The 17,207-nt window shown below is 61.8% G+C and carries 18 protein-coding genes and 1 pseudogene; 9 read left to right on the forward strand and 10 right to left on the reverse strand.

What is annotated here, in order from left to right; all coding sequences use genetic code 11:
• Together LQK83_RS00455 and LQK83_RS00460 are read left to right on the forward strand one after the other, a co-directional pair.
• A complete protein-coding gene (locus tag LQK83_RS00455) occupies positions 1-411 on the forward strand; it encodes a group II truncated hemoglobin (RefSeq protein WP_230835328.1) in 411 nt (136 codons plus the stop codon).
• Positions 404-775 carry a DUF423 domain-containing protein gene (locus LQK83_RS00460; protein WP_230835329.1) on the forward strand — a complete coding sequence of 124 codons (372 nt, stop codon included), beginning with the start codon at positions 404-406 and terminating at the stop codon, positions 773-775. Before LQK83_RS00455 ends, LQK83_RS00460 begins: the two co-directional genes overlap by 8 nt.
• Before the next feature lie 99 nt (positions 776-874).
• Here LQK83_RS00460 and LQK83_RS21570 read toward each other — a convergent pair whose 3' ends face one another.
• The 5 genes and pseudogenes from LQK83_RS21570 to pobA form a co-directional block, all read right to left on the reverse strand.
• Positions 875-3,076: a calcium-binding protein gene (locus LQK83_RS21570; RefSeq protein ID WP_269065133.1), complete on the reverse strand. Its 2,202-nt coding sequence runs from the start codon at positions 3,074-3,076 to the stop codon at positions 875-877.
• A gap of 327 nt (positions 3,077-3,403) precedes the next feature.
• Positions 3,404-3,718 carry an antibiotic biosynthesis monooxygenase family protein gene (locus LQK83_RS00470; RefSeq protein WP_230835330.1) on the reverse strand — a complete coding sequence of 105 codons (315 nt, stop codon included), beginning with the start codon at positions 3,716-3,718 and terminating at the stop codon, positions 3,404-3,406.
• A gap of 16 nt (positions 3,719-3,734) precedes the next feature.
• Complete coding sequence (locus tag LQK83_RS00475) at positions 3,735-3,962, reverse strand: hypothetical protein (RefSeq protein ID WP_230835331.1); 228 nt, start codon at positions 3,960-3,962, stop codon at positions 3,735-3,737.
• A pseudogene (locus LQK83_RS00480) lies at positions 3,955-4,272 on the reverse strand (DUF2325 domain-containing protein); the annotation flags it as partial. The pseudogene LQK83_RS00480 and the gene LQK83_RS00475, both read right to left, overlap by 8 nt.
• A gap of 271 nt (positions 4,273-4,543) precedes the next feature.
• On the reverse strand, positions 4,544-5,713 hold the full coding sequence (gene pobA, locus LQK83_RS00485) for a 4-hydroxybenzoate 3-monooxygenase (RefSeq protein ID WP_230835333.1): 1,170 nt from the start codon (positions 5,711-5,713) through the stop codon (positions 4,544-4,546).
• Between the two features lie 134 nt (positions 5,714-5,847).
• Between pobA and LQK83_RS21710 the strand changes: the two genes are divergently transcribed.
• The 3 genes from LQK83_RS21710 (at position 5,848) to preA (ending at position 9,528) form a co-directional block, all read left to right on the forward strand.
• Positions 5,848-6,726, forward strand: coding sequence for a helix-turn-helix domain-containing protein (locus LQK83_RS21710; protein ID WP_230835334.1), 879 nt, complete (start codon positions 5,848-5,850; stop codon positions 6,724-6,726).
• A gap of 134 nt (positions 6,727-6,860) precedes the next feature.
• A complete protein-coding gene (locus tag LQK83_RS00495; protein WP_230835335.1) occupies positions 6,861-8,192 on the forward strand; it encodes an NAD(P)-dependent oxidoreductase in 1,332 nt (443 codons plus the stop codon).
• Between the two features lie 22 nt (positions 8,193-8,214).
• Positions 8,215-9,528 (forward strand): NAD-dependent dihydropyrimidine dehydrogenase subunit PreA, encoded by a 1,314-nt coding sequence (preA, locus tag LQK83_RS00500; RefSeq protein WP_230835336.1) that lies wholly within the window; start codon positions 8,215-8,217, stop codon positions 9,526-9,528.
• 238 nt (positions 9,529-9,766) lie between these two features.
• On the opposite strand, the gene LQK83_RS00505 is transcribed toward preA, so the two are convergent.
• Genes LQK83_RS00505 through LQK83_RS00515 form a run of 3 tightly spaced genes read right to left on the reverse strand, consistent with a single transcriptional unit; the run spans position 9,767 to position 10,831 of the window.
• Positions 9,767-10,102 (reverse strand): carboxymuconolactone decarboxylase family protein, encoded by a 336-nt coding sequence (locus LQK83_RS00505; protein WP_230835337.1) that lies wholly within the window; start codon positions 10,100-10,102, stop codon positions 9,767-9,769.
• A 4-nt stretch (positions 10,103-10,106) separates the two neighbouring features.
• Complete coding sequence (locus tag LQK83_RS00510; protein ID WP_230835338.1) at positions 10,107-10,625, reverse strand: RNA polymerase sigma factor; 519 nt, start codon at positions 10,623-10,625, stop codon at positions 10,107-10,109.
• Positions 10,622-10,831 (reverse strand): YgaP family membrane protein, encoded by a 210-nt coding sequence (locus LQK83_RS00515; protein WP_230835339.1) that lies wholly within the window; start codon positions 10,829-10,831, stop codon positions 10,622-10,624. The genes LQK83_RS00510 and LQK83_RS00515 overlap by 4 nt, the downstream gene beginning before the upstream one ends.
• 228 nt (positions 10,832-11,059) lie before the next feature.
• Between LQK83_RS00515 and LQK83_RS00520 the strand changes: the two genes are divergently transcribed.
• On the forward strand, positions 11,060-11,980 hold the full coding sequence (locus LQK83_RS00520) for a DMT family transporter (RefSeq protein ID WP_230835340.1): 921 nt from the start codon (positions 11,060-11,062) through the stop codon (positions 11,978-11,980).
• Positions 11,981-11,989: 9 nt separating this feature from the next.
• Here the strand turns inward: LQK83_RS00520 and LQK83_RS00525 are convergent, their stop codons facing one another.
• The gene (locus LQK83_RS00525; protein ID WP_230835341.1) at positions 11,990-13,255 is read right to left on the reverse strand and encodes an MFS transporter; all 1,266 of its coding nucleotides are present in this window, start codon (positions 13,253-13,255) and stop codon (positions 11,990-11,992) included.
• Between the two features lie 346 nt (positions 13,256-13,601).
• Between LQK83_RS00525 and LQK83_RS00530 the strand changes: the two genes are divergently transcribed.
• Both LQK83_RS00530 and LQK83_RS00535 read left to right on the forward strand, forming a co-directional pair.
• On the forward strand, positions 13,602-14,876 hold the full coding sequence (locus LQK83_RS00530) for an arsenic transporter (protein ID WP_230835342.1): 1,275 nt from the start codon (positions 13,602-13,604) through the stop codon (positions 14,874-14,876).
• A gap of 87 nt (positions 14,877-14,963) precedes the next feature.
• Positions 14,964-15,770 carry an alpha/beta fold hydrolase gene (locus tag LQK83_RS00535; RefSeq protein WP_230835343.1) on the forward strand — a complete coding sequence of 269 codons (807 nt, stop codon included), beginning with the start codon at positions 14,964-14,966 and terminating at the stop codon, positions 15,768-15,770.
• Positions 15,771-15,837: 67 nt separating this feature from the next.
• On the opposite strand, the gene LQK83_RS00540 is transcribed toward LQK83_RS00535, so the two are convergent.
• Positions 15,838-16,392 carry a tetratricopeptide repeat protein gene (locus LQK83_RS00540; RefSeq protein ID WP_442966672.1) on the reverse strand — a complete coding sequence of 185 codons (555 nt, stop codon included), beginning with the start codon at positions 16,390-16,392 and terminating at the stop codon, positions 15,838-15,840.
• A 161-nt stretch (positions 16,393-16,553) separates the two neighbouring features.
• Between LQK83_RS00540 and LQK83_RS00545 the strand changes: the two genes are divergently transcribed.
• Entirely contained in the window at positions 16,554-17,204 is a 651-nt protein-coding gene (locus tag LQK83_RS00545) for a CerR family C-terminal domain-containing protein (RefSeq protein ID WP_230835344.1), read from the forward strand.
• Positions 17,205-17,207 lie beyond the last annotated feature (3 nt).

Here is a 17,207-nt window from a genome sequence, read left to right on the forward strand (position 1 = left end):
ATGAGCACAGAAGAGACCATCACGCTTTACGAAGCCATCGGCGGCGAGGAGACCATCCGAAAGCTGGTCGCGCGTTTCTACGATCTGATGGACACGCTGCCGGAAGCGAAGAACTGCCGCGCGATCCATCCGCCGAGCCTCGAGCGTTCGCGCGACAAGCTTTACGACTATCTGACCGGCTATATGGGCGGTCCGCAGCTCTATATCGAGAAATACGGTCATCCCCGGTTGCGCGCGCGCCATTTCAGCGCGCCGATCGGCGCGGCCGAGCGTGACGAATGGCTCTTGTGCTTCCGTATGGCGATGGATGAGACGATCGAGCATCCCAAGCTCAGGGAGATCATCTGGAAGCCGGTGGAGCAGCTTGCGCATCACATGCAGAACCGCGAGGAGGGGGAGCCGCATGCCTGAGACGATCCGAATTCGGCTTTTCGGCGTGTTTGCCGGGCTTTTTGGCATGTGCGGCATCGGGCTTGCCGCCGCCGCATCGCATATGGACGATCAGCGGCTTCTGGGCGGCGCGGCGCTTATGTGCCTGGTGCATGCGCCGGCGCTGCTCGGGCTGATCGCAGCGGGCGATCGTCTGCGTTTCGCCACGCTGCCCGGGCTGCTTGTCATTCTGGGCGTTCTGCTTTTTGCCGGCGATCTGGTGAAGCGCCATTTCACCGGGAGCGGGCTTTTCCCGATGTCTGCTCCGTCCGGCGGCATGATCATGATGGCCGGCTGGTTGGTGATTGGCGTGGGCGCGCTGTTGTCGCAGAGGCCTCAATCGTGAAAGCCCGGCGCCCGGTTTGACATCCGGGCGCCGGGCTTTGCATTTGCGTCTTCCGCCTCCAAATTGTCCGTGGCGGAGACCATGTGCTGCTTGCCAGGGTCAGGCCAGAAGCAGCATGTCCTTGGTAATGTCCGACGTGTGGGCATGGGCGATCAGCAGGTCCGCGCTGCCGAAGTCGAAGAGCACACCGTCCGCTGTCTGGTGGGCATGGCTCAGCAATTCGGCGGCGCTGGAGTAGCCGCTGTTCTTTACCACGATCATGTCAAGTTCGTCCGCGCTGAGGCGGAAGTCTTCGATGGTGACAAAGCCGGCAAGCTTGGCGTCGAAGACGAACTGGTCGTTGCCGAGGCCGCCGTTGAGCAGGTCGTTGCCACCGCCCCCTGTCAGGACATCGTTGCCTTCACCGCCATAAATGAAGTCATTGCCGGCGCCGCCGTTCAGCTTGTCATTGCCGCTGCCGCCGTAAAGCACGTCGTTGCCGCTTGTGCCGTTGATGATGTCATCACCGGCCAAGCCGAAGACGAACTTGCCGGTCAGAACGTCGTTGCCCGCCGTCCCTTGTGTGCTCTTGACGAAGGCCACATCCTGGTCGAGCCATTCGAACGAACCGCTGAAGGTCTGATCTTCGAGCCGGTCCGACACGATGTCGTAGTTGCGGGGGGTGTGCAGAGGCCCGGTCTCCAGGAAGGTCACCTGTTCGACGCCCGAGACGATGTTCATCCCGTAGGACTTGGAGAAGAATGCCAGCGTCCCGTCCGAAAGCTTGGTCACTGTCCAGTCGCTCATCGTGCCCTGAAGCTGCAGCGTGTCGTTGCCGGCGCCACCCTCGATGCGGTTGGCGCCTGTACCGGGCCGGATGATGTCGTTGCCGTCCATGCCATCGATATAGTCGTTGCCGCGGTTGCCCGCGATCTTGTCATCATAGGCGGTGCCGACGATGAAGGCGGAATCGCCAACGTGGTCGTAGCGGTCCGAAGGCCTGTCGAGGTCCTGCACCCAGGTCGTGCCGCGGGTCAGGCCACTGAGATTGGACACGATGACAAGACTGTCGCGGGTGGTGAATTCGTAGAAATGCGAATTCATGATGCGCTGCAGGCCGTCGCTCGTGATGCCGGCGACATGCGCGCTCCAGCCGCCGACAATGTTGTAGAGCGCGAACGGGCCTGCGGGCCAGGTGGGGCTGGCATAATCGTCGCTGAACAGAACCAGATTGTCGGTCGAGGAATGCAGGTTGTAATCCTGGCCGATCAGGCCTGGAGCGGCGGCTACGGCCTGGGCAAGGCTGCCCCAGTCGCCCGCCGCGCGATGCACGACGTCGTTCTCGTAGCCGATATTCAGCACCCGATCCTTCTGGTCGTAGATATAGGGCACTTCGTAGGCGATGTAGTTGCTGTTGGCGAAGAAGCCGCCGGACAGGCTGTCGGCGAAGCGGGCCATGACGTTGGTATAGGCCGCTCCCAGCGAATAGCCGGTGACGATCACATCCTGCGCGCCCAGATGATGGGCGACCGCGTAATCGCGCACGGCGTTGAGCAGAGGCTCCATGTTGGGAGCGATCTCTCCGCTGTTGAGCTGGAGATAATCCAGCACGTCAACGGGAGAGTTCGTGCCGATAAAGGTCACGGAAAGGCCGGTGATGTGGCCTGCGCTGTCGTGCTGCTCCAGGATCTGCGCTTGCGGGCCGCTGTAGGTGGTGCCGGTCAATGGGCTCTTGATGATGTAATAGCCATCCGGATCGAGCGCGTTCTGGCCCAGGCCGAGGGCCGCGGGGGCGACTTTCGACCATCCCGCGGGCAATTCGAGATGCATCCTGTTGGCCGCCAGGCCATCGGGCATGACATTGCCGATCTGATTGACGATCCCGCCGACATTGATGCCGAAGATCTTGTCCATCTGCTCATAGGTTGCCAGCTTGAATGCCGTATCTACCAGCTGTGCAGATTTTTCTGCCGAATAGTCTTTGTAGCCGAACATGCCGGTCGAAGGGTTCGGCGGTTGCGGCGTCGATGCGGATGCGGCGGGCGTGGGCGCCGGTAAAAAGGCCCGCACAAAGGTTCCGTTGAAAAGACCGAAACTCGTGAATTCGGGGCTGGGGCCGACCTGCGCCAGCCAGTTCGGCGCGGTAAAGCTAATGGACCTGCCACCATATGTTTCCGGCAAAAGGCCATCGAACAGGCCGCTCATGCCGCCGAGGCTGAAACCGCCGAGCGGGTTAGCCTGGTAATTCAGGAGCCCGGTCGGCGAAAGGCCGAAGGCCTGAAGAATCCCAAGCTGTGATGTCGTGTAATTCGAGATGGCCATGAATCGATCTCCTCCCTGATACGCTTCAACCACGGCGTTCCATCAAGAGAGGACCTGTCCCCGACGAGGCTCCCTGACAGGCGCTTTCGCCCATGCCGCTCCTCAACGGCATTGACGAATTGATAACCATCATTCCTTACGTTTACGTGCTCGTCAATATAAAAGCGGACGAGGCGACGCGGAATGATTATATTAATTCGCGCTTAAATACTGTTTTTGCTTATGTATCTTGAGCGCAAAATGGATCTTTGACTCGCGCGTACGCGTCAATGGGTGTCTGCACTTGACCAAGCTGCATGCCGTCGCGTCTCAACCCCCGACAGGGGCTTAGCCGTCGATGACGGACGTGTACCCCTCGAAGACGGGCGGGCCGAGATAGATGCTGCGGTTGTCGCCTGCGGTCTTGTGAGCCGCGCGGAAGTTTTCCGATTTCGTCCAGCCGATGAAGGCCTCTTCGCTTTCCCAGGTGGAATGCGAGACGAATTGCGTGAAGCCCTCTTCGTCATGCGTCTTGCCGCGCAGGAGGTGGAATTCCACGAAGCCGGGATTTTCCTTCAGCTTCGAATCGCGGTTGCGCCAGATGTCCTCGAACTGGCTCTCCGAGCCCTTGGCGATCTTGAAACGGTTCATGGCGATATACATGCGGGGCCTCTGGCTATCAGTTTCTGGAACCTGCGGTCTCATCCTTATGTGGCGGAGTTTCGCGAGCATTCAAGGGCTCGTCGCGGCGAGGCTGGAAGGCCACGACATTGCCGGCGATCTCGACCGGCGGTGCGGGTCGCGCCAGAAGATCGTAAAGCTCCGGGATCAAGCCATCGCCATAGGCGGCCGCTATATCATGCAGGCGCATCATTCCGCGAAGCCCGTTATCGTCTCGGTCACGCATGTTTCAGCCGTCCGTCCTTGATGTCCTGAAGTGCGCGTTCGAGGCTTGACTTGGAGCCGTTGCGCAAGGGGATGAAGCGCTTGCCGTGCTTCTTGCAGCCGGTTTTCACGCGCAGGCAGGCGTCGTGGCTGATGCAGTCGATGGGGCAGAAGACACAATCGACGGAAGGAAGCACCGTGTCGATGCGGCTGACCGCTTCGCGCAGGCCGCCGTCGTGATGGATCAACTCAGCCCCATGGGCCGAGGCGATCTGGCGCAGATGCGCCACCTGGCAATCGCGTCCGCCCACATAGAGAAAGCTCTTCAGATCGGCCTTTGTCTCGGCGGGACTACAGTCGCCACCATTCTTTCGCGAGTCCTGCTTGCTCGCGTTTTTCGAAGTCTTTTTCGCCACTTGCGTCCCTCCAGAGGATGTCCAGTGACGGCAACATACAAAACATGATTATTTTGGTAAAGATTAAAGTGGATGAAAAGAGTCATCTTTTTTCAGATAAGAGAAACGTCCTATTTTCGTCCGGAAAAACAAAAGGCGGCCCCTTTCGAAGCCGCCGGCCTTGGGAGGCGTGTTCTGTGTCTCGTCGTCAGTAGGGCAGGCCCACATAGTTCTCCGCCATGGCGAGCTGCGGAGCTTTTGAGCTTGTGAGGTAGGCGAATTCCGATTGCTGCATGCGCAGGCCGAATTCGCCTTCGGCTTCGAACGTGTGCATCAGCATGGTCATCGACCAGGAGAAGCGCTCGGCCTTCCAGATGCGCGACAGTGCGCGGCGGGAATAGTCGTCGAGTGCGGCAAATGATTTCTCGCCGTAGAATTCCTGCAGGCCCGAGAAGAGGTAATGGATGTCGGAGGCCGCGAGGTTGAGGCCCTTGGCGCCTGTTGGCGGCACGATGTGGCCGGCGTCGCCCGCCAGGAACATGCGGCCGAAGCGTAGCGGTTCGGCGACGAAGGACCGGAGCGGCGCAATGGACTTTTCGATCGACGGACCGGTCTTCAAGGCTTCCGCCTTGTCGGCTGGAATGCGGCGGCGCAGTTCGTCCCAGAAGGCATCGTCCGACCACTCTTCTGCCTTGTCGGTCAGCGGCACCTGAACATAGTAGCGGCTACGGACCAGAGAACGCTGCGAGCAGAGCGCAAAGCCGCGCGCATGATGGGCATAGATCAGCTCGTGATCGACCGGCGGCACATCGGCGAGAACACCGAGCCAGCCGAACGGGTACACCTTCTCGAAATTCCTGACGCCCTTGTCCTGCACGGCGGCGCGGCAAGCGCCATGGAAACCGTCACAGCCGGCGATGAAATCGGCATCGATGCGATGCGTGACGCCGTCCTTTTCATAAGTGACGTAAGGATGGTCGGTGTCGAAATCGTGCGGGGTGACGTTGGCTGCGTTGTAGATCGTCAGGCCGCCGGTCTCGATGCGCTTGTCCATCAGGTCGCGGGTCAGTTCCGTCTGGCCATAGACCATGACGGAGGTGCCGGTCAGGCCCTTGAGGTCGATGCGATGCTGGACGCCGTCGAAGGAGAGGCTGAAGCCGTCATGGACGAGGCCTTCGGCATGCATGCGGTCGCCGGACTTGGCCTTGTCGAGCATGCCGACCATGCCGACTTCCAGCACACCGGCGCGGATGCGGCCCAGGATATAGTCGCGGTCGACGCGGTCTAGGATGATGTTGTCGATGCCGGCATTGGTGAGAAGCTGGCCGAGCAGAAGGCCGGACGGGCCGCAGCCGACGATGGCGACTTGAGTGCGCATAAGCGAGTTCCTCCCATTTCGCCGGGCTCCCACCCGACGCTTTCAATCTTGCTGAATGATAAATCCGCGCCGCTTGCGAACAATGGAAAAACCGGTCAAAATATTGCACTTTTGAAACATCAGGAGATGCTGCAGTGCGGCAAGCCATACCCACTTATGCGCTCTATGGCGAAGACCGCGCGGCGGTCGGCGATTTCTGGATTCATTCCGAATCCATTCCCGCGCGCAGCAGCGTGAACCATTGGGAAATCCGACCGCACAGGCATGAGGCCTTTTTTCAGTTTCTCGACATTCGCGGGGGCGAGGGGGAACTGGTGCTGCCGGACCGCGCCATTCCGCTCTCGCCCGGCGCGCTGGTGACAGTGCCGCCGGAGCGGGTGCATGGCTTCCGTTTTTCGCCGGATATTGACGGCAACGTGCTGACCTTCGTGCTTTCGCGGCTTCCCGTGGTGCCGGCACCGGCGCTGATGGAAAGCCCGCTGGCGCATCGGCTGGATCAGGCGAACGACGATGCGCGGCTGGTGCGCGATCTCATCGGGCGCATCAATACGGAAGTGGCGGCGGGGTTCGGCATCGATGGCGAGTTCGTCCGCGCCTGCCTCTCGGCGACGATGATCCTCGTTGGCCGCATCGGGGCTGCGGGCGGAAGGATGGCGGGGGAGGCGGAGCGCGACAGCTTACGGATCGAGAAGCTGAAGACGCTGATCGCGCTGCATTTCCGTCAGCAGCAGCCGGTGGAATTCTATGCCGAGAAGCTTGCGCTCACGCCCGTGCATCTCAACCGCGTCTGCCGCAAGATCACCGGGCAATCGGTCGGACAGCTGATCGCCGAGCGCGTGATGGAAGAGGCGCGGCGCGATCTCGTCTTCACTTCCATGACCGTGCAGCAGATCGCCTTCGATCTCGGTTTTTCCGATCCTGCCTATTTCAACCGGCTCTTCTCGCGCCAGACCGGCATCACGCCGAAAGCCTATCGAAACCGCGAGCAGCAAAGGCTTTTTGCTGAAAATTGATCTTCGATAATCGGCGAAAATGCCCAAGCTTTGGGCAGGCCAAAAAAATCGTCGCGGGCATATTTTTACCGTTTGATAAAATTTTTGAACTGAGTTAGCGTTCCCTCACTAGCCGTTACACATAGGGGAACAACATGGGACGACTGGAACCTGGGATCCATGCTGGCCGGCTTTCGCCTGCCGAATACGAGAAGAATTTTTCCGAGCTGCATCCGGTCTTTTCGGACCACGAAGCGCTGGTTGCCTCGGACCGCTGTTATTTCTGTTATGACGCGCCGTGCATGACGGCCTGTCCCACCTCCATCGATGTGCCTTTATTCATCCGTCAGATTTCGACGGGGAACGCCATCGGTGCTGCCAAGACGATTTTCGACCAGAACATCATGGGCGGCATGTGCGCCCGCGTCTGTCCCACCGAAACGCTGTGCGAGCAGGCCTGTGTGCGCAACACGGCCGAGGAGCGCCCGGTCGAGATCGGCCGGTTGCAGCGTTACGCGACCGACAAGGCGATGGGCGCGGGCAAGCAGTTCTACACCCGCCCGGCGTCCAACGGGAAATCGGTTGGCGTCGTCGGGGCAGGTCCTGCGGGTCTTGCGGCAGCGCATCGGCTGGCCATGCATGGCTTCAATGTCATGGTCTATGACCATCGCGAAAAGGCCGGCGGCCTCAACGAATATGGCATCGCCACCTACAAGGCGACGGACGATATCGCCCAGAAGGAGGCCGACTATATCCTCTCCGTTGGCGGTATCGACGTGCTGGACGGTGAGATGCTGGGTCGCGATTTCACGCTGGCAGACCTTAAGGCCAAGCACGACGCAGTCTTCCTCGGCATCGGCCTTGGCGGCGTCAATGCGCTGACCGTTGAGGGCACACATGAATTCGGCGTGGTCGATGCGGTCGAGTTCATCGCCAACCTGCGCCAGGCCGAAACGAAGAGCGATGTGCCGGTCGGCCGCCGCGTCGTCGTCATCGGCGGCGGCATGACGGCAGTGGATGCCGCTGTTCAGGCCAAACTGCTCGGCGCCGAAGAGGTGACGATGTGCTACCGGCGCGGCCAGGAGCATATGAATGCCTCGCTCTACGAGCAGGAACTGGCCGCCTCCAAGGGCGTGCTGATCCGCCACTGGCTGGCGCCCAAGGCGGTGCTCAGCCACAGCGGCCATGTCACCGGCATCACCATGGCCTATACCCATCTCGAAAACGGCCTTCTCAAGGAAACCGGCCATACGGTGGATATCGCCTGCGACCAGATCCTCACCGCCATTGGCCAGACGCTCGACATTGCCGGTCTCGACACGATCAGGATTGAGAAGGGCAAGATCGTCATTGACGAAGAGGGCCGTACCTCCGTTGCCGGTGTCTGGGCCGGCGGCGACTGCGCAACCGGTGGCGAGGACCTGACCGTCTCCGCCGTCGCCATGGGCCGCGATGCGGCCATGTCCATCATCAAGGCTCTGGCCTGAAGCGCGGGAAGGGGAATTCAAAATGGCTGATATCCGCAATAATTTCGTCGGCATCAAATCGCCCAACCCGTTTTGGCTCGCCTCCGCGCCGCCGACCGACAAGGCCTATAATGTCGAGCGCGCCTATGCCGCCGGCTGGGGTGGCGTGGTCTGGAAGACGCTGGGCGAGGAAGGTCCGCCGGTCGTCAACGTCAACGGCCCGCGCTATGGCGCGATCTGGGGCGCGGACCGTCGTCTTCTCGGCCTCAACAATATCGAGCTGATCACCGACCGCCCGCTGCAGGTCAACCTTCAGGAAATGAAGGCTGTGAAGAAGAAGTGGCGCGACCGGGCGCTGATCGCCTCGATCATGGTGCCTTGCGAGGAGGAGGCCTGGAAGGCGATCCTGCCGCTGGTCGAAGAGACCGAGGCCGATGGCATCGAACTCAACTTCGGCTGTCCCCACGGCATGTCCGAGCGCGGCATGGGCGCCGCCGTCGGTCAGGTGCCGGAATATGTCGAGATGGTCGTGCGCTGGTGCAAGCAGTATACGCGCATGCCGGTCATCACCAAGCTGACGCCGAACGTCACCGATGTGCGCCGTCCGGCGCGCGCGGCGAAGAACGGCGGCACGGATGCCGTGTCGCTGATCAACACGATCAATTCGATCACCGGCGTCGACCTCGACACCTGTTCGCCGACGCCGTCCATCGACGGCAAGGGCACGCATGGCGGCTATTGCGGCCCGGCGGTGAAGCCGATCGCGCTCAACATGGTCGCCGAGATCGCCCGCGATTCGGAAACCTACGGTCTGCCGATCTCCGGCATCGGCGGCGTCACGACATGGCGCGATGCGGCGGAATTCCTGATGCTCGGGGCCGGCAATGTGCAGGTCTGCACGGCGGCCATGACCTACGGCTTCAAGATCGTGCAGGAAATGATCACCGGGCTTGAAGCGTGGATGGACGAGAAGGGCTATGCCACGCTCGACGACTTCCGTGGCAAGGCCGTGCCGAACGTCACCGACTGGCAGTACTTGAACCTCAACTATATCGCCAAGGCGCATATCGACCAAGACGCCTGCATCAAGTGCGGCCGCTGTCACATCGCCTGCGAGGACACCTCGCACCAGGCGATCACCAACATGGTCAACGGCGTGCGCCACTTCGAGGTCATCGAAGAGGAATGTGTCGCCTGCAACCTCTGCATCGATGTCTGCCCGGTCGAAAGCTGCATCACCATGGTCGAAAAGCAGCCCGGCGAAATCGACAAGCGCACCGGCAAGGTCGTGTCTGCCGAGTATGCCAACTGGACGACGCATCCGAACAATCCGATGGCGAAGGTCGCCGCGGAGTGAAGAAATCGGATTGAGAGAACAGCGAGGCCTCCGGAAACGGGGGCCTTCTTTTTTGTCATGTCTATATGCCGAAGTGGGCAGGCGGTTACCGCATCCGCCTCCCCCCTTGTGGGGGAGATGGCGGCAGCCAGAGGGGGACTTTGCCAAGACCGCCGAAGTTCGCGGCAAAAAAAAGGCCCCTCCCCAACCCTCCCCACAAGGGGGAGGGAGAGCCGCCGTCGCGGTTGCCTCTATTGCGCTACTCTGTCTGCCCCTCGAACAACCTCAACGCCATGAGCGCATGGCCCAATGTCCCGCCGGCGCGGACGGCGGCGGCGATCATGGCGGTTTCGGCGAGTTCTTCGGCACTCGCTCCTGCCTTCGCTGCGGCCTTCGAGTGGACGTCGAGGCAGTAGGCGCATTGCGTGGTGAGCGCCACGGCGAGCGAAATCAGTTCGCGATACTTGCGCGGGATCTCGCCGTCGTCGCGTTCGCAGGCATGGTTGAAGGCGAGGAAGGCCTTGGCCTCTGTCGGGGCAAGGCTTGCCAGATGCGGGACGGTCAGAAGGTCTTGCGGTTTCTGATAGGCGGTCACGATCTCACCTCGCCAGATATTCGCGCAGCAGCAGGCGGGCGCGGTGCAGCCTTGCCTTCACGGCCTGCCGGGATAGGCCAAGCGCTGCGGCTATCTCGTCGATCGTCATCTCGTGCAGGTCGCGCATGACGGCGACCTCGCGATAGGACTGCGGCAGCGCCTCGAACGCGGCGGCGAGGTCGAGGCGCAATTCGCTCTCCTGCCGGGCGGCGAGCACCCGCTCGAGAGCATCATCGTCCCGGGCGATCAGGCCGACATCGCGGGCGAGCTTCATGCAGGTGCGCTGCACCACCTTGAACAGCCAACCGGAAAGTGCTGCGAAGGCGCGGATCGCGCCGATATGGCGAGAGAGGAGCCATAGCACTTCCTGCGTCGCATCATCGACATCGGAGGACGTGCGGCATGAGGCGCGGGCATAGCGGCGGATATCGGGCTGGGTTTTCTCCAGTAGCTTCAGGATAGCTGCCTGGTCGCCACGCTGCGCTGCCTCGAAGGTCTCGTGAGGGATCGCGCCCGCAGTCATGATCTTTCCCCCTTGCCGATCCCTGCGACGGCGCAGGCCGGGCACCAGCCGATGAAGCCGGTGAGCACCATGCCGATCCCGGCTGCCGCTGCCAGCCAGTTCCACGGGGCCGCCAACATGAGCGGCCCGATAACCACGAAAGTCGCTCCGGCCACGATGCGCACCACCTGTTGTACGCGTCCGATGTTATTGCGGTAGAATGCCATGTAAACCCTCCTTCGTCAGACAAGACGGATCGTCTTGCCGGTAAAGAGGCGGGGAGGGCCCAAAAGGATTCGCGGGACTGGCGAATATTTTGCGCGGGCTGAGGTTCAGGCGCCGGGCAGAGGCTTCAATCAACAAAAGTGCTGTGGTCTCAACAATATCTGTTGGAATTGCCGCCGGCATCGTGGAAAGCTCAGGGCATTCGTGAATGCCAATGCCAGAGTCCCCGCATGTCCGAGATCAAGACCGCCCATAACGCTCATGCCACCGGCCGCGAGAAGTGGATGGCGCATCTGGCGATGCTGTGTTTTGCGCTTATGATCTCCGGATCGTTTTCGCTGGGCGGCATTGCGGCGAAATATGCTTCGGCGGCGGCAATCAATGCGCTGCGCTACATTCTCTCCGTCGCGGTCATGTGGGTGGTTGCCACGCAAATCATGAAGGTGAAGCTCACGATCCCGAAGGAGCCTTGGCGCTATGTGGTGCTCGGGCTTCTCATGGCGGTCTACATGTTCACGATGTTCACGGCGCTGGAATTTACCTCGCCGGTGGCCACGGGGGCGGTGTTCACGCTCATGCCGCTGATCTCGGCCGGATTTGCCTGGTTTCTCATGCGTCAGCATACCAAGCCACCGGTTCTGCTGAGCCTCGTCGTCGCCGCCATCGGTTCCGTGTGGGTGATCTTCCGCGGCGACATCAACGCCATTCTCGGCTTTGACGTCGGGCGCGGCGAGGCGATCTATTTCATCGGCATCGTGTGTCATGCGGCCTATGCGCCGCTGCTCAGGCTGTTCAGTCGCGGCGAGCCGCCGATCTTTGTCGGTTTCTGGGCGGTGGCGGCGACAGGTGCGTGGCTGATGATCCCCGGCATTCCCGCGCTGATCCATACGGACCTCACTGCCTTTCCGGCGGAGGTCTGGGTCGCGGTGCTCTATCTGGCTGTGGCGACGACCGCCGTGACCTTCATGCTTCTGCAATATGCCTCGATGCGCCTGCCGGCCTCCAAGACGCTGTCCTATGGCTATCTCACGCCGTCCTTCATCATTCTGCTGGAAGGCCTGATCGGTCACGGCTGGGTTGGCGTGACCATCTGGGTTGGTGCACTGGTAACGGCGCTGGGGCTCGTGATTTCCGGCCTGTTGCCCGACTGAGCGGCAGGCTCAAGGGATAGCGGGCGCGGGTTCCGGCTCGGCGGCGCGTTCGCCATCTCCCGGCCGGGGCGGTGCTATGTCGTGCCGCCAGATGAAGAAGACGATGACCGCGATGAAGGCAATGCCGCCGTGGAACCAGTAGGCGAGCTTGTAGCCGCCGAGATCGGTCAGCCAGCCGGCCACGATATTGCTCGTTGAGGCGCCGATGCCCTGGATCGTCCCGACGACCGCCAATCCGACATTGAACCGGCCTGTGCCGGAGAGAATGCGCTCAACGGCGATGGCCGTGGCGATGCCGATCAGGCCGGCGCCTACGCCGTCGAGGATCTGCACCGGATAGATCGAGCCGAAGGAGGTGAAGGCGCCCGCAATCGCGCCGCGCACCGGCAGGGCGATGAGGCCGATGAGGATCACGCTGGCGAGCCCGAAGCGGCGGATGAGAAAGGGGGCGGCCAGAGCCATCACGATCATCGAAAGCTGGGAAACGCCTGTGGTGATGGCGGTCGTGCGGAAGGGGGTTCCGAGCTGGATCGAGAAGCTCTGCGCGATCAGCCGGCTGATCGGGGCATTGCCGAAATGGAAGATCATCAGCACGACGGCGAGCGCCAGCAGGCCCTTGCGTTCGAACAGCACGCTGAAGCCCGAAGGACCGGTCTCGCCCTCGTCATGCGCGAGGCCGCGCGCGACCTTGTTGTCAATCCGCTCAGGGTCGATGGCGAGAACCGCGATGATGGTTGCAATCGCAGTTGCGATCATCAGATAGACGATGCCGGCCATGCCGAAGAAGACGGTGCCGAAATAGATGGCGGCGAGCGAAAAGACGTTGCCGGCGTGGTTCCAGAATTCATTGCGCGAGACCTGGGTGGAGAAGCGCTGCTCGCCCACGAGCCCGAGGGTGAGGCCCATCAGCGCCGGGCCGACAACCGCGCCGACAATGGCTGTCGCTGATTGTCCGCCGAAGACCGAATAATTGTCAGGGCTGGCGAGCGTCCAGAGGGCCGCGGCGGTGACGAAGATGACTGGCAGGATGATCAGCGTGCGCTTGTAGTTCGAGGCGTCCACCAGCGCGCCGAACAGCGGCGTTGCGATCATTCCCAGCACACCGCCGATCGTGGCGATCATGCCGAGCGTGAAGGGGTTCCAGCCATTGGTCGCCAGAAAGCCGTCCAGAAAGGGACCGAGGCCGTCGCGCGCATCAGCGAGGAAGAAGTTGAGGGCGGCTAGGGCGAAGATGGAACGGTCGAACGGGCGGGGGGGTGCCGGGGCGGTCGCCATGAACTGCAGCTTTCGTCATTGAAATCGCCCTAGCAATGCTTCCGTGGGCAATTTGTTCCGGCACCATTACAATTTACGGAGCACCCGCGTTTCGGCGCGGAGGCTTGACGTTGGACGCTGCCCGCGCGCCGACGTCACCATCGAGGGATCAGGAGGGGGCGGGAAACGTCGTTCTGAAATTTTGCGGGCAGCGTCCAACGGCGGAACAATGCGGCCATCTCCGAATTGTTCCGGCACCGCATAGCTTCTTTTTTGGAATCGGAGCCTGTGGTAGAGCCTGCCGCGACCGAAGCTTGCCTGCCGATCGCGCTTCCCGCCGAAATTCCAGCCTGGAACGACGTCTGACATGATCCTGAACGATCCCTCCTCACTGGCAATCGTTGCGATTGCCGCGCTCACTGCGCTTGGCCTTCTCGTGCGGCCGTTCCGATGGCCGGAGGCCGTCTGGGCTGTGCTGGCTGCGGCCGTGCTGGTCCTTTGCGGGCTGATTGCCTGGCGCAGCGCCTATGCGGGCGTCGCCAAGGGGCTCGATGTCTATCTCTTCCTCATCGGCATGATGCTGATCTCCGACATTGCGCGCAAGGAAGGGCTCTTCGACTGGCTGGCGGCGATTGCAACGGGACACGCCCAGGGTTCGCCGCGCCGACTCTTTGTGCTGATCTATCTCGTCGGCGTACTGGTCACGGTCTTCATGTCCAACGATGCGACCGCCGTCGTGCTGACGCCGGCCGTCTATGCGGCCTGCAAGGCCGCGAAGGTGCGCGATCCGTTCCCCTACATGCTGATCTGCGCCTTCATCGCGAATGCGGCCAGTTTCGTGCTGCCAATCTCCAACCCGGCCAACCTCGTCATCTTCAGCGGTGGGCACATGCCGGCGCTGGGCACCTGGTTTTCGATGTTTGCGCTGCCCTCGGTGGTCTCCATCGTCGTGACCTTCGCTGCGCTTTACATGACGCAGCGCAAGGCGATCGCACAGGACAACATCTCCACGGAGGTCGAAGCCGTCCATCTCAGTCATGGAGCGAAGATCGCCGGCCTCGGGCTCATCGTGACGGCCGTCGCGCTTCTGATTGCCTCGGCGCTGGATTTCGATCTCGGCTGGCCGACCTTCATTGCCGGTTTTGCCACGCTGGCGCTCGTCAGCCTCTTCAACCGCGAAAATCCGGTTGGCTACATGAAGGAGATTTCGTGGAGTGTGCTGCCGCTGGTCGCCGGCCTCTTTGTCGTCGTCGAGGCGCTGGGGCAGACGGGCATGATCCATTCGCTGGCGGCGACGCTCAACGCCTATGCCGCGAGCGATCCGAAGACCACGGTCATGGGGGCAGGGATTGCGACCGGGCTCATCGCCAATATCGTCAACAACCTGCCGGCCGGACTGGTGGCCGGCAGCGTTGTCAACACGGCGCACGCCTCGCCGGCGATTTCGGCAGCCGTGCTGATCGGCATTGATCTCGGGCCGAACCTTTCGATTACCGGTTCGCTGGCCACGATCCTCTGGATCAACGCGCTGCGGCGGGAAGGCATCGAAGTCGGCTTCTGGCGCTTCCTGACAATCGGCTTTGTCGTCATGGTTCCGGCGCTGCTGGCGACGCTGGCGAGTGTGGCTCTGCTCGCGGGCTGAACGGGCTTCTTGGATTTGCGCCATGGACGACCGGATGCGGAACTGCCAAACTCGCGCAATCGACAGTACAGCAGCAGAGGATGACGCATGACCTTGTTTTCGGAAGTTTCCGGTGATCCGAGCGCTCGTCCGCCCCTGGTGCTGATCCACGGTTTTGGCGGCAGCGCCGCCGCCTGGGACCCGGTCGTCCCGCTGTTGCCGGAAGACCTGCCGGTGATTGCCTACGATCTGCCGGGACATAACCGTTCGCTGCACACCGAAGAGCGCGGCGGGGCGGGCCGCATGGCGAAAGCCCTGCTTGCCGATCTCGAAGAGCAGGGCATTCAGGCCTTCCATCTCGCAGGTCACTCGATGGGTGGCGCAGTGGCGGCGCTGATCGCGATGCGCGCGAGCGCGAAGGTCAAATCCCTGACCTTGGTTGCGCCCGGCGGCATGGGGCCGGAAATCAATGCACATGCGCTGGAGCGCTTTGCTCAGGCCTTGACCGCCGAGGAACTGGCCGATGCGCTGCGCATCATGACCGCGCCCGGCGTCGAGCTTCCCCCGGATGTCCTCGAAAGCATGGCCATGGATCGCGAGCGCCCCGGCGCTATCGAGGCGCTGGAGGAGATCTACGACGCGATGTTCACCGAGCAGTCCTCGCCGGTGAAAGCGCAAGGCGTACTGCCGCTCGAGCTTCTGGAAACGCTCAAGATGCCGGTCGCGGTGATCTGGGGCGATGACGACGCCATCCTGCCCTCCCACCAGATGGACCGTCTGCCGGAGCACTACATCAAGCTTCGCATTCCCGGCATGGGCCACATGCTGCTCGATGAGTGTCCGGCCAACGTTGCGGCCCTGATCGCCGAGCAGACGGCTTGCGCGTCAACTGAGGTTAAGCGAGGCGGCGCATGACGCGCCGCCGGCCTTTTCTTGCCATTGTGGTTCAAACGGCTCGACCTTCAAAGCCGGGCCGTCTGTCTCAGTAACGGGTCTTCGACGCGATCGTCTGCTTCAGCGCCGTATAGGCCCAGGTGTTGCTGCCGCCGCGCTCGCGGATTTCTAGGAGCTGCTTGTTGGCTTCCTTGACATTGCCCTGTTCCACATAGGCCATGCCCATATAGGAGCGGGCGAGAATGAAGTTCGGATCCTTGGCGAGCGCCTGCCGGTAGTAGTTCATGCCGAGCTTCATGTTGCCGGCCTTGCGGTTGGCATAGCCCTTGTAATTCAGCACACGCGGCTCATCCTGGTTCTTCATGGCCGAGAGAACCTTCAGCGCATTGCGATACTGGCCGGCATAGGCGAGTTCGCGGGCGGCCTGGTAAAGCGTGTCGTCGTCGAGGCTCGACTTCTTCGGGTTCACGCATTTTTTCTTGTCCTTGTCCCAGACCTCGCCGTCCTTGCACTTGGTCGAGGTCTCGGTCTTGGCCGGCGGCTTGGTCTGGTCGGTTTCGGAGCCGACGGCAAAGGCGGCGGCGGGCATGGCAACGGCAATCGCCAGCGTGGCGGCGAGCATCTTGAAGTTGGGCAGGGTCATGGTTCTCTCTCCAGATTGATCAGGTCAGCGCCGTCCTTCGACTCCGCTTCCACAGCCAAATCAGCATGTCCCCGGATTTAGGGACAATCAAGTATGATCAAATGTTCGCGAGCTTTATTTTAATCAATCGATTGATTAAAATTGTGATGTAGGAGTTTCTCATGGTCAAGCAGACAAAATCAGGTGGCGAGGCGACGCGGGCAGCGCTGATCGAGGCGGGGCTGAAGCTTTTCGGCACCCATGGCTACGACGCGGTCTCGACGCGGCAGATTGCTGATGCGGCGGAGGCGAATATCGGCTCGATAGCCTATCACTTCGGCGGAAAGCCGGGCTTGAGGCTCGCCTGCGCGCAATTCGTGGCGGAGCGGATCGTCCACGTTGCCGCACCGGCGATCGCCGCTCCGCTCCCAAGCGATCCTGCGATGGCCATCGCCATGATGGAGGGCGCCATCGAGCGCTTCGCGCGCTTTCTCGTTTCGTCGCGCGAGGCCGGCACTTATGCGGCCTTCATGTTGCGCGAGATCATGCAGCCGGGCGAAGTCGTCGATTACATCTACGACACGCTGATTTCGCGGGCGCATATGCGGCTTTGCGGCCTCTTCGGTGTTGCAACGGGTCAAGATCCGGAAAGCAGCCTGGTGAAGGCAGCGGTGTTCTCGCTGCTGGGCCAGGTTCTCTATTTCCGCATCGCGCGGCCCATCGTGCTGAAGCGCATGGACTGGGACGATATCGGGCAGGCGGAGGCGGACGAACTCGTCGCCGTCTTCAAGACCAATCTCAAGGGGCTGATCGCAGTCCATCGAAAGGGGTGATGT

The sequence above is a fragment of the Rhizobium sp. C1 genome, from assembly GCF_021026335.1.
GTDB lineage: Bacteria > Pseudomonadota > Alphaproteobacteria > Rhizobiales > Rhizobiaceae > Ensifer_A.

What these genes read in the sequence shown, in the direction of transcription:
- LQK83_RS00520 (WP_230835340.1), top strand. Translation starts at nt 11,060, where the DNA reads ATGTCCGAGATCAAGACCGCCCATAACGCTCATGCCACCGGCCGCGAG.
- LQK83_RS00540 (WP_442966672.1), bottom strand. Translation starts at nt 16,392, where the DNA reads ATGACCCTGCCCAACTTCAAGATGCTCGCCGCCACGCTGGCGATTGCC.
- LQK83_RS21570 (WP_269065133.1), bottom strand. Translation starts at nt 3,076, where the DNA reads ATGGCCATCTCGAATTACACGACATCACAGCTTGGGATTCTTCAGGCC.
- LQK83_RS00545 (WP_230835344.1), top strand. Translation starts at nt 16,554, where the DNA reads ATGGTCAAGCAGACAAAATCAGGTGGCGAGGCGACGCGGGCAGCGCTG.
- LQK83_RS00535 (WP_230835343.1), top strand. Translation starts at nt 14,964, where the DNA reads ATGACCTTGTTTTCGGAAGTTTCCGGTGATCCGAGCGCTCGTCCGCCC.
- LQK83_RS00510 (WP_230835338.1), bottom strand. Translation starts at nt 10,625, where the DNA reads ATGACTGCGGGCGCGATCCCTCACGAGACCTTCGAGGCAGCGCAGCGT.
- LQK83_RS00470 (WP_230835330.1), bottom strand. Translation starts at nt 3,718, where the DNA reads ATGTATATCGCCATGAACCGTTTCAAGATCGCCAAGGGCTCGGAGAGC.
- LQK83_RS00455 (WP_230835328.1), top strand. Translation starts at nt 1, where the DNA reads ATGAGCACAGAAGAGACCATCACGCTTTACGAAGCCATCGGCGGCGAG.
- LQK83_RS00475 (WP_230835331.1), bottom strand. Translation starts at nt 3,962, where the DNA reads ATGCGTGACCGAGACGATAACGGGCTTCGCGGAATGATGCGCCTGCAT.
- pobA (WP_230835333.1), bottom strand. Translation starts at nt 5,713, where the DNA reads ATGCGCACTCAAGTCGCCATCGTCGGCTGCGGCCCGTCCGGCCTTCTG.
- LQK83_RS00530 (WP_230835342.1), top strand. Translation starts at nt 13,602, where the DNA reads ATGATCCTGAACGATCCCTCCTCACTGGCAATCGTTGCGATTGCCGCG.
- LQK83_RS00525 (WP_230835341.1), bottom strand. Translation starts at nt 13,255, where the DNA reads ATGGCGACCGCCCCGGCACCCCCCCGCCCGTTCGACCGTTCCATCTTC.
- preA (WP_230835336.1), top strand. Translation starts at nt 8,215, where the DNA reads ATGGCTGATATCCGCAATAATTTCGTCGGCATCAAATCGCCCAACCCG.
- LQK83_RS00515 (WP_230835339.1), bottom strand. Translation starts at nt 10,831, where the DNA reads ATGGCATTCTACCGCAATAACATCGGACGCGTACAACAGGTGGTGCGC.
- LQK83_RS00460 (WP_230835329.1), top strand. Translation starts at nt 404, where the DNA reads ATGCCTGAGACGATCCGAATTCGGCTTTTCGGCGTGTTTGCCGGGCTT.
- LQK83_RS00495 (WP_230835335.1), top strand. Translation starts at nt 6,861, where the DNA reads ATGGGACGACTGGAACCTGGGATCCATGCTGGCCGGCTTTCGCCTGCC.